The sequence below is a fragment of the Caulobacter sp. GW821-FHT09B11 genome, assembly GCF_059418205.1.
Map to the genome: position 1 here is coordinate 117,047 of NZ_JBWKPK010000006.1, position 14,384 is coordinate 131,430.

Sequence of the window (14,384 nt, forward strand, 5' to 3'; positions counted from 1 at the left end):
TTTCAAAATATATTAGAACGGCGATATTAGGTCGCCAGAGATATGAGATGGACATCCGCCCGCTGCGCCACTTCGCGGCCGTCGCCGAGACCCTGCATTTCGGCCGCGCGGCCGAGCGCCTGGGCATGACCCAGCCGCCGCTCAGCCAGTCGATCATGGCGCTGGAAAAGACCCTGGGCGCGCCGCTGTTCGTACGCTCCAAGCGCAGCGTGCGCCTCAGCCCCCTGGGCGAGGCCTGGCTTCCGGACGTGCTAGCGGCCCTGGCGGCCGTGGACGAACTGCCGACCACCGCCCGGCGACTGCGCGACGGCCAGACGGGCCTGCTGTCGCTGTCCTTCGTCAGCACCGCCGACTACAGCGTCCTGCCCGACCTGGTCAGCCGCTATTCCCGGGCCTATCCGGACGTCGAGATCCGCCTGGTCGAGGCCACCAGCGACGTCCAGATCCCCGCCATCCTCGCCGGCGAGCGCCATGCCGGCATCATCATCCCGCCCTCCGACCGCGCCCTGCCCGAGCCCCTGGCCTATCAGCGCCTGGTCTCCGAGCCCCTGGTCGCCGCCGCCCCGGCCGCCTGGATCGCCGACGGCCGGCTGGCGGTCGAGGACGGGGTGCTCGTCCCGGAGGCCATCGTCGACGCCCCGCTGATCTTGTTTCCCCGCACCGTGGCCCCCGCCTTCCACGACCTCGTCACCGGCTACTTCGCCCGCCTGGGCCGCCCCGCCCACATCGTGCAGGAGGCCATCCAGATGCAGACCATCATCAGCCTGGTCTCCGCCGGCCTGGGCGTGGCCCTGGTGCCGGACTCGCTGCGCAACCTGGCGCGGGCGGGCGTGGCCTATGTCGAGGTCCGCGATCCGCCGACGCTGGAGACAGGGCTCGCGTGGCGGCGCGACGACGACACGCCGACTTTGCGGGAGATGCTGCGGTTGGTGGGGGCGTAAGACCCCCTCAGTCGCTCCGCGACAGCTCCCCCAGAGGGGGAGCACCTAGAAAGGCGCCGCGCCAACCAGATCCTCCCCCTCTGGGGGAGGTGGCCCGGAGGGCCGGAGGGGGCCAGCGCCGAACCCCACAACACTCGTCATCCCGGCCGAAGCGAAGCGGAGAGCCGGGACCCAGGGGCCACGCCCAACGCGCCGGCCACCACCGCCTGCGAACCCAACCGCTGCGCCCAGCCCCCTGGGTCCCAGCTCTGCGGCCTGCTGCGCAGACCTCCGGCCGGGATGACGATCGAAGGGAACATGGAGGCGCAGCGCCCAGTCTCGCCCCCTCCGCCGCTTCGCGGTCCCCCTCCCCCATTTCGCTTCGCTACTCGGGGGAGGAAAAACACAAAACTAGACGACCGGTCTATTATCTGCCATACACCCCTCATGACCGCCGCCCGCAAGAAATCCGAACTCACCCGCGAACACATCCTGGCCACCGGCCGCGAGCTGGTGTTGCGCCAGGGTTTCGGCGGCATGGGGCTGAAGGAGCTGTTGGACGCCAGCGGCGTGCCGAAGGGCTCGTTCTATTACTACTTCGCCTCCAAGGAGGCGTTCGGCTGCGCCCTGCTGGACGACTACTGCGCCGAGTACGGCGTCAAGCTCGCCGGCCTGTTCGACACCGGCGCCAGCGGCCGCGAGCGGCTTATGGCCTACTGGGCCGTCTGGCTCGACACCGACGCGACCTGCGGCATGGCCGACCGCTGCCTGGTGGTGAAGCTGGCGGCCGAGATCTCCGACCTGTCCGAAGACATGCGGCTGATCCTCAACACCGGCGTCGAGCGCCTGGTGCGCCGCATCGCCGCCGTTATCGTCGAGGGCCGCGACGACGGCTCCCTGCCCGGCGCCGGCGACCCGATCGCCACGGCCCGGGCGATGTACGCCCTGTGGCTGGGCGCGGCCATCCTGGCCAAGCTTTCCAAGGACCAGGGTCCGCTGCGCGAAGCGCTGCGGACCACCGAACAGATGCTCGCGGCCGCCTGAGGCCGCCTCTCCCCCGACAACAAGAAGGAAGACCCCCATGCGCAGCGCGATCCACGACGTGTTCGGCGACCCGGCCGAAGTCCTGGCCCTGGCCGACAGCCCGATCCCCGAGCCCGGCCCCGGCAAGGTCCGCATCCGCACCCTGCTGTCGCCGATCCACAACCACGACCTTTGGACCGTGCGCGGCAACTACGGCTACAAGCCCGCCCTGCCCGCCATCGGCGGCAGCGAGGCGGTCGGGATCGTCGACGCGGTGGGTGAAGGCGTCGACGCCGCCCTGGTCGGCCAGCGCTTCGCCGTCGCCGGCGTGCACGGCAGCTGGGCCGAATACTTCATCGCCTCGGCCGCCGGCCTGGTGCCCGTGCCCGACGCCATCCCCGACGAGGCCGCCGCCCAGCTGATCGCCATGCCGTTCAGCGCCATCACGCTCCTCGAGACGCTGGGCGTCGAAGCGGGTGATTGGGTCGCCCAGAACACCGCCAACGGCGCGGTCGGCAAGACCCTGGCCATGCTGGCCAAGGCCCGCGGCGTCAACGTCGTCAACCTGGTGCGCCGCGACGCCGGCGTGGCCGAACTGACGGACCTGGGCATCGACAACGTCGTCTCCACCGCCGATCCGGACTGGAAGAAGACCGTCGCCGAGATCACCGGCGGCGCACCGATCAAGGCGGCCGTCGACTCGATCGGCGGGACCGCCTCGGGCGACATGGCCGACCTGCTGGGCGAGAACGGCCTTCTGGTCTCGTTCGGCTCGATGACCGGCGAGCCGATGCAGATCTCGTCGGGCGCGGTGATCTTCAAGCAGCTGACCGTGAAGGGCTTCTGGGGCTCGACCGTCTCGGCGACCATGGCGCCGGACCTGCGCCGCAAGCTGATCGGCGAACTGCTGACCCAGGTGGCGACCGGCAAACTGAAGCTGCCGACCGACGGCGTCTACGGCCTCGACCAGGTGTCCGACGCCGTGAAGGCCTCGCTGACCCCGGGCAAGACCGGCAAGGTGCTGCTGCGGCCGTAACCTGCTGAACTATATGCGCCGTGCGTGGTCCTCGTCCTTCGACAAGCTCAGGATGAGGACCATTGCAGAGCCTCGCAGTAGAGAACCTCACCCTGAGCCTGTCGAAGGGCGAGGTTCTCGCGTGCCTCCTTCCAGAACCTCACCCCTGGCGCGAAACGCAAGGCGCGCTACAACCGAAGCATGGCGAACCGTCGTTCCTTCATGCTGTCCGCAGCCGCCCTCGTGGCGGCGCCCCTGCCCGCCCTGGCGCGCGAGACCGCCAAGCAGACGGAGGGCGAACGCCTGACCGCCGTGCTCGAGCGGCTGATCCAGCGGGCGATGCTCGACTCGCCGCAACTGATGACCCTGACGGGCCTGGACGCCGGCCCCAACGCCGCCGCCCGCGGCAAGCTCGACGACCGCTCGCCGGCCGGCTTGCTGCGCACCCGCCAGATCTTCGAAGACCTGCGCAAGGACCTGGCGACCTTCGACGCCAAGGCCCTGACCGGCATGGACCGGGTCAACCTGCGCTCGGCCGCCTACATGGCCGACACCACCCTGCAGAGCTTCGATACGCCGTACGGCAATCCCGACGTCGGGGTGGCCGCGCCCTATGTTATCTCGCAGCTGACCGGCGCCTATCGCAGCGTGCCGGGCTTCCTGGCAGACACCCATCCGGTCAATGACGCGGCCGACGCGCAGGCCTATCTGTCGCGCCTGTCGGCCTTCGCCGTGCTGCTCGACCAGGAGACCGCCCGGGCCCGCGCCGACTTCGCCCGGGGCGCGACGCCGCCGGACTTCGTGCTGCGCACCACCCTCTCGCAATTCCAAGCCATGCTCGCCCCCGCCCCGGCCCGCTCGGAACTGGTCGTCGGCCTGACGCGGCGGACCAGCGCCAAGGCCATCGCCGGCGACTGGGAGGCCCGCGCCGCCAGGATCGTCGAGGCCGAGGTCTATCCCGCCCTGCGCCGCCAGGCGCAGCTGCTGAGCGCCGCCCTGCCGACCGCCACCCACGACGCCGGCGTCTGGCGGCTGCCCGGCGGCGAGTCCTACTACCGCTTCGCCGTGCGCGCGGCGACCACCACCGACCTGGCCGGCGACGAGATCCATCGCCTGGGCCTCGACCTGGTGGCCCGCTTCTCGGCCCGCGCCGACGTCATCCTCAAGGCCCGCGGCCTGACCAAGGGCTCGGTCGGCGCCCGCATCGCCGCCCTGCGCCGCGACCCGGCCAACCTCTATCCCGACGACGACACCGGCCGCGCCGCCCTGCTGGCCGATCTGGAGACCAAGGTCGCGGCCATGCGCGAGCGCTTGCCGGCCTACTTTGGTCACCTGCCCAAGGCCGGGGTGAAGATCCAGCGCATCCCGCCGTCGATCGAGGCCGGCGCGCCCGGCGCCTACTACACCCCGCCCAGCCTCGACGGCTCGCGGCCCGGCCTGTTCTCGATCAACCTGCGCGACACGGCCGAGCAGCCGCGCTTCGACCTGCCGACCCTGGTGTTCCACGAGGCCATCCCCGGCCACCACCTGCAGAACGCCCTGATGATGGAGGCGCCGGGCATCCCCACCCTGCGCCGCCTGCCGATCTTCTCGGGCTATTCCGAGGGCTGGGCGCTCTATGCCGAGCAGCTGGCCGACGAGATGGGGGCCTACAAGGACGACCCGCTGGGCCAGCTGGGCTACGTCGCCTCGATGCTGTTCCGCGCCAGCCGCCTGGTGCTCGACTCCGGCATCCACGCCAAGCGCTGGAGCCGCGAAAAGGCCATCGCCTACATGTCGCAGACCCTGGGCGACGCCGAGACCTCGGTCACCCGCGAGGTCGAGCGCTACTGCGTGCAGCCCGGCCAGGCCTCGAGCTACATGCTGGGCTGGCGCACCTGGACCGACAGCCGCGCCCGCGCCGAACAGCGCCTGGGCGCGAAGTTCAGCCTCAAGGCCTTCCACGACGCCGGCCTCACCGCCGGCACCATGCCCCTCGACGTCCTGGCCGACATGCTGGGCGAGTGGCCCGGCGCCTAGGCGCCCGCCGCCCACGCGGCCTTGCCGATCTGACCGACTTTCGAAGGACGCGCCATGAACAAGACCGGTGTGCTGGGCCTGCCCATGGGACTGATCATCGGCGTGATCTTCGGCGCCGTCATCCACAACATGGCGATCGGGATCTTGCTCGGCATCGCCCTGGGCGTGGGGATCTTCAAGTTCGGCGGTGGGAAGTCGTAGGGGGTGAGAGAGCGCGCCGGCCTAAAGGGCGACGCCGCACCAATTGGAACCCGTAGGATTCACCTGTCAAAGCACGACACACGCCCCATGGCGAGGCACCTACCGCCCAGAACGCCCCTGTTTTATAGACGAGCGCCCTCCGAGGCCAACAATTGCTGACAGTAACGACATGAACAGCCGGGCTCCGGACAAAATCACCGACTGGGCGCCACCCCGCCCTTCTTCAGCAGCCGCGCAGCGACACGGAAAAGGTCGGGCATATCGTATCGACCATCCGGCCTAAGAAAAAGCACACCGATCCGGGTCAGGCGCTCGATCAACTTGCTATGCTCATCCCCCTCCGAAGCGGGATCAAAGGGGGGCAAGAATTCTCCCGCTCGCGCACGCTTCATGACCGCTTCGATCGTTTCGGTCTCGTTCCAGCGGGAAGCAATAACTTCTGCTGGGCAAGGCACTTGCAAGCGGGCAAGTGGCGCTAGAATACGGCCAATCCAAGGAAATTCGATCCCAAGCTGATCAACTCGAACTTTCGAGGCCTCTCGTAATCCGTGTCGAATTCCCTCTGCGGTAATCGCTTGGCTAGACGAGTCAGTAGCAGCACGAGCAGCAGACACCATCAGGGTGAGAAAGCTTGGCTTGGACAAAGTGCAACCTATCCCGCCAATCATCATCGGCATCCGTTTTAAACTGGGCGAGGTGGGAAAGCAGAAGGCGGTACGCGGACCATCGAGCAATAATTCGGCTGCCAAAAAGTGACGGTATGCCGACGCTCGCATATCCCGTCCATAATCCTGCGCCATTCGTGCCTCAGTCGTTGGAAATACGAACGTAGCGGACAACGCAAAATTGCGACAGTCACGCTATATAACCTGGAGCGGATTATCCTCGGGCTAGCCAGGCGGGCTTCGAGGCTTGGCATGACGGCAAGATTAAAGCCCACCAGCCGAACCGATATAGGCGCCCGTTTGCAAACTGGTTTTTGTAGCTCCACCAAAATGCTGCGATCGCTTCCAGCTAGCTGGACATTTCAAATGCCCTTGATGATTCAATGGACGATAGGGCTCTGAAAGCCTGCGGGGCGTCGCGAGCCGCGACGAACCTCGCATAGCCCCCCGACGCCCAAGCTCCCAAAAATCCGCTACTGAGAGTCACTTGCATTTAGGCGAAAAGGCGGCCAGAAGCGTCGCCGTTCGGCGAGGCGCTCTGTCGGGAGTCGCCCGCCCATAGTCTGCGAATGATTCTTATTCGCTTATTTTGGGGATATTCCATGCGCATGTCCAAGCGGACGCGCGGCCTGTTGCTGGCCGGCGTCGCCAACCTCGCTCTCGCGGGCCTCGCCCAGGCTCAGACCACCGAGACCTCCGAAGAGACCACCACCGCGACCGCCAGCAAGCTGTCGCTGGGCAAGGTCGTCGTCTCGGCCGGCCAGGAGAAGGTGGCGATCGATACGCCCCAGGCCGTGACCACGATCGACCAGGAGGCCATCGACCAGGCCCAGGCCTCGACCATCGGCGACCTCTTGGCCGGCATCCCCGGCGTCAACACCATGGGCGGCGTCGGCGCCCTGGGCCAGGGCTTCAACATCCGCGGCATGGGCACGGGCCTGGCCGACAGCGACAGCCGCATCCTGATGCAGATCGACGGCGTCACGAAGTTCTACGAGCAGTACCGGATGGGCTCGTTCTTCAGCGATCCCGAGCTCTACAAGCGCGTCGAAGTGCTGCGCGGCCCGGCCTCGTCCACCCTCTACGGCGCGGGCGCCCTGGCCGGCGTGGTCAACTTCACCAGCAAGGACGCCGGCGACTTCCTGAAGGACGGCGACCGCTTCGCCGTGCGCCTGCGCGGCGGCGTCGAGAGCAACGCCGACGCCCGCTTCGGCTCCGGTATCCTGGCCCTGAAGCCGACCGCCAACACCGAGCTGCTGGGCATGTACACCAGCCGCCGCAGCGACAACTACGAGAACGGCGACGGCGTCGAGGTCGCGGCCTCGGAGGCCAGTTCCGACAGCTACCTGGTCAAGGGCCGCTACTTCATCGGCGGGGCCAAGGGCCACAACGTCTGGGCCTCGTACCAGAACTGGAAGAACGACAGCACCCAGATCTACGACCAGTCCGAAGCCCTGGCCACGACGCCGGTGCGCCGCAAGACCACCGACGACACGGCCGTGATCGGCTACAACAACGACTTTGGCGGCAGCGACCTGTTCGACGTCGCCGCCCAGGTCTCCTACGCCAACACCAAGGTCAACCAGACCGACACGACCTTCCTGTCGGGCGTGCTGGAGTCGGAGTTCTCGTACAAGACCCTGCAGGGCCGCGCCCAGAACGTCTCGGAGTTCAGCCTCGGCGGCGACAACGTGGCGTTCCTGACGATCGGCGCCCAGGCCTACAAGCAGGAGCGCCGCAACCCGCGTCGCACCGCCACCGGCGTCAACCACGGCGCGGCCACCCACCCCGAAGGCGACATGGAGAAGTACGGCCTGTTCGCCCAGGGCGAGGTCGTGCTCGGCAAGCTGACCCTGATCCCGGGCGTCCGCGTCGACTGGACCAAGCTGCAGCCGGGCGAAGGCGTCACCACCACCACGGTGGTCAAGGACAACGGCGTCTCGCCTAAGATCGCCGCCCTCTACAGCCTGACCGAATGGGCCTCGGTGTTCGGCTCGATCGCCCACACCGTGCGCATGCCGGTGCTGGACGAGATCTACAGCCGCACGGCCACGGCCTCGACCAACTACAGCCTGAACCTCAAGCCCGAGGAGTCCGACAACATCGAGGTCGGCGGCACGCTGCAGTTCCGCGACCTGTTCGGCCAGGGCGACCAGTTCCGGTTCAAGACCACCGCCTTCCGCAACGACGTGAAGAACCTGATCACGCGCGGAACCTCGACCTCCAGCTACTTCGTCAATGTCGGCGAGGCGCGCTATTCGGGCGTCGAGGTCGAGGCCGAATACGGCGCCAGGCAGTTCTTCGCCCGCGGCTCGGTGTCGGTGATCGACGGCGAGAACCGCGTGACCGGCGCCTACCTCAACACCATCCCGGCAGACACCTTGAACCTGACCCTGGGCTATGTCTTCCCGACCCAGAACCTGACGGCCGGCTGGCGCGGCGAGTTCGCCGACGCCCAGAACCACGTGACCTCGACCTCGCTGGCCACGCCGGGCTACGCCGTCCACAACCTGTTCGTGACCTGGAAGCCGCAGGACGGCCTCCTGCAGGGCCTCGAGGTCCAGGCCGGCGTCGACAACCTGTTCGACAAGACCTTCCAGCGCCACCTGCTGTCGCTGGACGCCGAAGGCCGGACGTTCAAGCTGACCCTGGGTCGCACGTTCTGAAGCATTTTCGAGCGAAGTGGACACCGGTTCGCGTGAAGAAAATGCGCCCAAGCAAGAGACCAGAGCCTCGGCCTGACGAAGTCAGGTCGAGAAAGGCTCTGGCATGAGGACGCCCTGGCACGTTCGAGCCTGGGCGACGGGGGCGTCGTTGATGATCAACGGCGCCCTTGGCCTTGCCGTGATCCAGTGGGAGCAGAAGCCGGTCCTCGCCGTGATGGACGAGACGGCCATGCTGATCTCGCTGGGCGACCCGGCCCTCGACCAGACCGACAACGCGGCCTCGCCCGACGCCGATCCCGCGCCGACGCCGGTGAGCGAGCCGACGCCGCCGCAGCCGGCCCAGCCGGAGAAGCCGACGCCCAAGCCGCTGCCGCCGCGTCCCGATGGCTGGCTGACGACGGCCGCGCCCAAGCCCGCGCCGCCCTCCCCTGCTCCGCCTTCAGAGGCTCCGCGCCAGGCCGCGCCCGCCGCGGCCCAGGCCGCCGTGCCGGCCGCCGCCCGCGCCATGGAAGCCTCGGCCGCCAAGCCGCCCGCCGGCCAGCGCGACGCCGACAGCGTCCAGGCCCATGTCGGCTCTTCCAGCAGCTACGCCGCCCGCGTCCGCGCCTGGCTGGAGGCCCACAAGACCTATCCCAAGGCCGCCCGCATGCGGAAACAGCAGGGCACAGCCCAGGTGACCTTCGTCATCGACCGCGCCGGCCACGTGCTGGAATGCCGCCTCACCGGCCCCACCGGCCACGCCCTGCTCGACGCCGAAGTCCGCGCCATGGTCGCGCGGTCGGACCCGTTCCCAGCCCCGCCGCATACGGTGAAAGGCGACCGGATCGAGATGGACGCGCCGGTGGAGTTTTCGCTCAACTGACCCCTCTCCCCTTGCGGGAGAGGGTGGCCCGCGAAGCGGGTCGGGTGAGGGGTCTCTCAGAAAGATCCGCCGCGACAGCCGTCAGACCGGGGGAGGTCTTTCAGTTCTGAGAGACCCCTCATCCGACGGTCTTCGACCGCCACCTTCTCCCGCAAGGGGAGAAGGATTACGGCGCCTTGGTCCCCTCCACCGGCCCGAGATAGCTCTCCGGCGCTGGCCCCCGCGAAATCACCAGCCGCTGGAACACCACGCCCGGATCCACGCGCCACAGCCGCACCCGATGCGCGCCCGCCGATGGGACGCTCAGCGAAGTCGTCAGCATACGGATATTATCCGCCACCGCCTTGTCCCAGGCCTTCTCCGACGGGTCGGGAATGGTGTTGACCACCACCGGCGCGCCGTCGTCGATCGACACGGCGAAGCGGGGTCCGCCGCCGCCCGTGACGTCCAGGCCCGGCGAGACGAGGACCGACAGGTCCACCGGCCCCGCCGCCTCGAAATCCACCAGATAGTCCAGCACGGGACCCTTGCCGGGCTGGCTGGCCGGGGCCGTGGTCGGCGAGGTGGTGACGCCCGACAGGGTGCGGCCGAGATTGGGGATCACCGTCCAGCCGACGCCGTCCGCCGCCGTCGCCTTGGCATGGTGCGCGGCCTCGATGGCCAGCGGCTGGCCGGCCTCGACGAAGGCGCCCTTGGCCGGCGTGCGGAAGGCATTGTCGACCACCGCCGTGATCACAACGGCCTCGGCGGCCGTTCCCTTCACGGTGATCGGCACGCGATGGCGGCCGCTGGGCGCCTTGTCCCAGTCGACCGACACCTCCAGCCGCGTATCGCCCCCGGGTCCGGCCTCGCCGCGCGCGACCTTCAGCCAGGGCGCGCCCGAGGTCGCCTCGAACGAAATCTGAGCCGGACCGCGATTGAACACGTCGATCCAGCGCGAGGCCGCGCCCCAGCGGGTCAGCGGCGGCAGGTCGGCCGCCCGGTCCACCCCCGCCGCGCGGCCCTCGACGGCGACGCCCGTCACCGCCGCGTGCGGCACGGCCGGGCGCGCCAGCTCGGGCAGGATGTTGCGGTCGGGCTGCTGCCAGCCGGTGTAGCCGATGTGGGTCTGGTCCATCATGTGGACCCATTTGCCGCCGGCGATGGCGTCGTGCTGGCGCGTCAGCTCGGCGTCGCGCGCGAACAGGGCCTCGACCCTGTCGGCCTGCGCGGCCGCCGCGCTACGGCCCTGCTCGGCATAGAGCCGGTTGCGGCCGGCCGCAATGTAGAGCCGGTTGAAGTTGGCCGAGGCCGCGATCGGGAACCAGACCAGCTGGAAGAAGGCGTCGTCCTGGGCCTTGGGCAGGGCCTTGCGCACGGCGTCGGCCCGGCGTTCCAGCTCGCCCCACTCGGCCTCGACCCGCTCGGCCTCGCGGAAGTTCACCAGGCTGAAGGTCGTCCCGTCGATCAGCTCGGGCTTCCGCCGCGCATTGAGCTTCGTATAGCCGTCCAGCAGGGCCGCGATCTCGCCCGCCCGCTCGGCCCCGAACTGCGCCGCCGCCCAATCGCGGGTGTAGGTCGAGAGTTTCTCGACCGGCATGGCGGCGGGATCCCAGGCCATGTCGAGGAAGAACTCGGTCGGCAGCTCCATGGGCTTGAGGTCGCCAACATTGACGATCCACAGCCGGTCGGCGCCGCTCTCGTCGGCGCGCCGCATCTGCTCCCAGGTGCGCTCGACCTGGTTGGTGTTGAGCCACTTGTAGTTCCGCGGCCCGCCGACGTAGTCGAAGTGATAGTAGACGCCGTAGCCGCCCGGCCGCGTCTCGCCGGGCTTCGGCAGGCGGCGGATGTTGCCCCAGTTGTCGTCGGCGAACAGCAGGGTCACGTCGTCGGGCGCCCGCATGCCGGCGTCGTAATAGTCCTGCACCTCCTTGTAGAGGGCCCAGACCTGCGGCGTGGCGGACGGGTCCTTGCCGGTGACCTCGCCGATGATCTTGCGCTGGTCGGCGACGATGGTTTCCAGCAGGCGGGTGGCGGTGCCTTGCGTCATCGGCTCGTCGCCGTCGCCGCGCATGCCCACCGTGACCAGGCTCTCGTTGGCGCCCATCCGCTCGATGCCCTCGCGCCAGAAGCGGCGCAGCACCTCGGGGTTCTTCGAATAGTCCCACGGCCCCTGGCCGTAGCGTTCCCACTCGACGTGGTAGCGCATCATCGGCTCGTGATGCGAGGCGCCGATCACCACGCCCATCTCGTCGGCCAGCACGGCGTTCAGCGGGTCGTCGTCATAGAGCGACTTGCCCCACATGGCCGGCCACAGATAGTCGCCCTTCAGCCGCAGGATCAGCTCGTAGACCCGCTCGTAGAAGGCGTGGTTGAAGCCGCCGAAGGTGGCGTTGGCCCAGCCGTAGAGGGCCGGGTTCTCGTCGTTGAGGAAGATGCCCCGGTACTTGACCTTCGGGGCCTGCAGGTTGGCGCCCGGCGCCACCGTTAAATCACGGCGCACCGGTACGGGCACGTCGGCCCACCAGGTCCAGGGCGAGACCCCGGCCCGTTCGGAAAGGTCGTAGGCGCCGAAGATCGTCCCGCGCTTGTCGGCGCCGACGATGACCAGGGCGCGGGCCACGCCCGGACGCGGGTTGTCGACCACCTGCTGGACGAAGCCCTCCCAGCGGCCCTTCAGGCTGGAGACGTCGAGCTTGCCGGCCGCCACCAGGGCGTCGATCTGGGCGCTCCTGCCCAGCGTGCCGACGATGACCAGCGGCGCGTCCTTGGCCGGCTGGCCGCCGCCCGAGAGCTTGGAGAGGTCGCCGCGCAGGCCCTGCACGGCGCGCAGCACGCCGGGCCAGTCGGTGACGTCGGCCTCGACCCGCGCGGGCTTGCCGCCTTCGATCAGGGCAAAGCCGCCGGCCACGGGCGTCGCCGAGACGGCGGCCGGCTGGGCGGCGTGCGCGGCGACGGGCGCCGCCAGCACCAGGGCGGCGGCCAGCGCCAGGGCTGAGGCGGCCGCGCGAAGTCCCGCCACACTCATTGCGTCACCGCCAGCTCGAACGGCCCCAGCGGCAGGCCCGACAGGTCGAAGACGTTGAAGGTGGGCGCGTCGGCCCAGGCGAAGCGCACCCTGGTCGGGGTCAGGCCGGCCGGGACCGAGACCACCGCCCTGTCGCCCTGGACCCGGGCGTCGGCGAAGCGGCAGACGGCGGCGTCGCATAGCTCGAAGCCGATGGCGTGGTCGGAGCCGCGCGCCGCCAGCCGCTCGGCCACCTGCTCGAAACGCACCTCGACCGTGTCGCCGACCTGGCGGGCCGAGACCGGCGACGGGCCGTTGGTGACGGCCGCGCCGGCCAGGCGGCGCGCCCCCCGCGCCAGGCGCTTGCCGACGTCCTGCTTGTTGGTGGGGTGGATGTCGGACGGATCGCCGATGTCGGTGATCACGGCCAGGGCGGCGTGGCCGTCCCTGGCCACGGCGAGGCGCTGCCCCTCCCGAAGTTGCGCCCACCAGGAGTCTTCCGGCGCCAGCTGCGGCTTGCCGTAATTGGCCAGTTGCACCACCAATGCCGGCATGTCGGCCGGCTGTCCGGCGCGGCGCTCGGCCAGGAACTCTTTCAGCAGCGCCTGATAGGTCTGCGGCCGCCCGGTGTTTGTCTCGCCCTGGTACCAGGCCAGGCCCTTGAAGGCCCACGGCCCCATCGGCGCCAGCATGCCGTTGTACAGCGTCGACAGGCCCGACAGCGTGTCCCACGGCGCGCGCGGCGGCTCGCCGCTGGCCTTGGGCTCGACCTGGTAGCGCCAGTCGGCCAGCGGGATCCGCGTCCCGTCGGCCAGGACAAGGGCGCGGGGCGCGTCGCCGTACATGCCGCCGTTGGCGTAGCTGTCGAAGGCCGAGACGACGATGCGGTTAGCGCCGGCCTTAAGGCGCCCGGCCGCCAGCGGATAGGTGCGCACCGTGCCCGCCCCCGAGGTCGAGCCGATGCCGACGCCGTTGACGAAGGTGGTGTCGACCTCGTCGACTATGCCGATCTCGAGGCTGGCCGCGCCCTTCGCCTGGGCCTCCGTGAGCGTCACAGAGGTCTCGAACCAGACCACGCCGTCGAAGGCGGCCAGGGCCGGCACGCCCCAGCTTTCCCAGACGCCCAGCCCCTTGGGCGCGGGCGTCCAGGCGCCGTCGCCGAGCCACGGACCGCCGTCCGCGCCGTTGTGGCGCAGGCTCCACCAGGCCTTGATGGTCTCACCCCAGCGGCGGTCGGCGGCCGGGCGGTCCTTCAGCGACAGCTCCAGGGTGGTCAGGCCGTCCTCGTAGTTGCCGGCCCTGCGCAGGGCGGCCGGGCTCATCCAGGCCTCGATCGCAGACCCGCCCCACGAGGCGTGGACCAGGCCCAGCGGCGTCTTGTCGGTCTTCCGCAGCTCGCGGGCCATGTAGTAGCAGGCGGCCGAGAACGACCCGACGGCCTCCGGCTTTGCGGCCTTCCAGGCCGGCGGCTTGGAGAAGGCGCTCAGGGGCGTGCGGCTGTCGGCGTGGTCGACATAGGCCATGCGCAGGCCATCGTCGTTGGCCGAGCGGATCTCCGACCAGCTGTTGTTCCCGCGCTCGACCGGCAGCTCCATGTTGGACTGGCCCGAGCACAGCCAGACGTCGCCGACCAGCACGTCGCTGACCGTCTGGGTCGCGCCCGAGGCGGCCCTGGCCTGCAGCGTATAGGGACCGCCCGCCGCGAAAGCCGGCAGGTCAGCGCGCCAGGCGCCGTCGGGGCCGGCGGTGGCGGTGGCGGTCCTGTCGCCGAGGGTGATCGTCACCGCCTCGCCCGGCTTGGCGCGGCCGAACACCGGCAGGGGCCGGTCGCGCTGCACCACCGCATGGTCGGCGAACAGGCCGTTGAGCAGCGGACCTTGAGCGGCGGCGGGCGTGGCCATCACGGCGGCCAGCAGGATCGGCGCGACACGGCGCATGCGGATAACTCCCTCGCGGCCGCCTGAGGCGGCTCGTTCGTTATAGATCCTCCCCCTCTGGGGGAGGTGGCCCAGAGGGCCGGAGGGGGC

General features: G+C 69.6%; 10 protein-coding genes. 7 read left to right on the forward strand and 3 right to left on the reverse strand.

Going from position 1 to position 14,384, the window contains the following annotated elements; all coding sequences use genetic code 11:
• Positions 1-47 precede the first annotated feature (47 nt).
• The 5 genes from AC07N1_RS06230 to AC07N1_RS06250 all read left to right on the forward strand — a co-directional run bounded on the left by AC07N1_RS06230 (position 48) and on the right by AC07N1_RS06250 (position 5,178).
• Complete coding sequence (locus AC07N1_RS06230; RefSeq protein WP_494671014.1) at positions 48-941, forward strand: LysR family transcriptional regulator; 894 nt, start codon at positions 48-50, stop codon at positions 939-941.
• Positions 942-1,367: 426 nt separating this feature from the next.
• Positions 1,368-1,964, forward strand: a complete 597-nt coding sequence (locus AC07N1_RS06235) for a TetR/AcrR family transcriptional regulator (RefSeq protein ID WP_494671015.1) — start codon at positions 1,368-1,370, stop codon at positions 1,962-1,964.
• A 37-nt stretch (positions 1,965-2,001) separates the two neighbouring features.
• Positions 2,002-2,979 (forward strand): zinc-binding dehydrogenase, encoded by a 978-nt coding sequence (locus AC07N1_RS06240; RefSeq protein ID WP_494671016.1) that lies wholly within the window; start codon positions 2,002-2,004, stop codon positions 2,977-2,979.
• 201 nt (positions 2,980-3,180) lie between these two features.
• Positions 3,181-4,977 (forward strand): DUF885 domain-containing protein, encoded by a 1,797-nt coding sequence (locus AC07N1_RS06245; protein WP_494671017.1) that lies wholly within the window; start codon positions 3,181-3,183, stop codon positions 4,975-4,977.
• A gap of 54 nt (positions 4,978-5,031) precedes the next feature.
• The gene (locus AC07N1_RS06250) at positions 5,032-5,178 is read left to right on the forward strand and encodes a hypothetical protein (protein WP_494671018.1); all 147 of its coding nucleotides are present in this window, start codon (positions 5,032-5,034) and stop codon (positions 5,176-5,178) included.
• A gap of 194 nt (positions 5,179-5,372) precedes the next feature.
• On the opposite strand, the gene AC07N1_RS06255 is transcribed toward AC07N1_RS06250, so the two are convergent.
• Positions 5,373-5,978, reverse strand: a complete 606-nt coding sequence (locus AC07N1_RS06255) for a hypothetical protein (RefSeq protein ID WP_494671019.1) — start codon at positions 5,976-5,978, stop codon at positions 5,373-5,375.
• A gap of 473 nt (positions 5,979-6,451) precedes the next feature.
• Here AC07N1_RS06255 and AC07N1_RS06260 point away from each other — a divergent pair, with 473 nt between their 5' ends.
• Both AC07N1_RS06260 and AC07N1_RS06265 read left to right on the forward strand, forming a co-directional pair.
• Complete coding sequence (locus AC07N1_RS06260) at positions 6,452-8,509, forward strand: TonB-dependent receptor domain-containing protein (RefSeq protein ID WP_494671020.1); 2,058 nt, start codon at positions 6,452-6,454, stop codon at positions 8,507-8,509.
• A 151-nt stretch (positions 8,510-8,660) separates the two neighbouring features.
• Positions 8,661-9,371: an energy transducer TonB gene (locus AC07N1_RS06265; protein WP_494671021.1), complete on the forward strand. Its 711-nt coding sequence runs from the start codon at positions 8,661-8,663 to the stop codon at positions 9,369-9,371.
• Between the two features lie 166 nt (positions 9,372-9,537).
• Here AC07N1_RS06265 and AC07N1_RS06270 read toward each other — a convergent pair whose 3' ends face one another.
• Together AC07N1_RS06270 and AC07N1_RS06275 are read right to left on the reverse strand one after the other, a co-directional pair.
• The gene (locus tag AC07N1_RS06270; protein ID WP_494671022.1) at positions 9,538-12,372 is read right to left on the reverse strand and encodes a glycosyl hydrolase 115 family protein; all 2,835 of its coding nucleotides are present in this window, start codon (positions 12,370-12,372) and stop codon (positions 9,538-9,540) included.
• Between the two features lie 2 nt (positions 12,373-12,374).
• Positions 12,375-14,294 (reverse strand): sialate O-acetylesterase, encoded by a 1,920-nt coding sequence (locus AC07N1_RS06275; RefSeq protein ID WP_494671023.1) that lies wholly within the window; start codon positions 14,292-14,294, stop codon positions 12,375-12,377.
• Between the last annotated feature and the right edge of the window lie 90 nt (positions 14,295-14,384).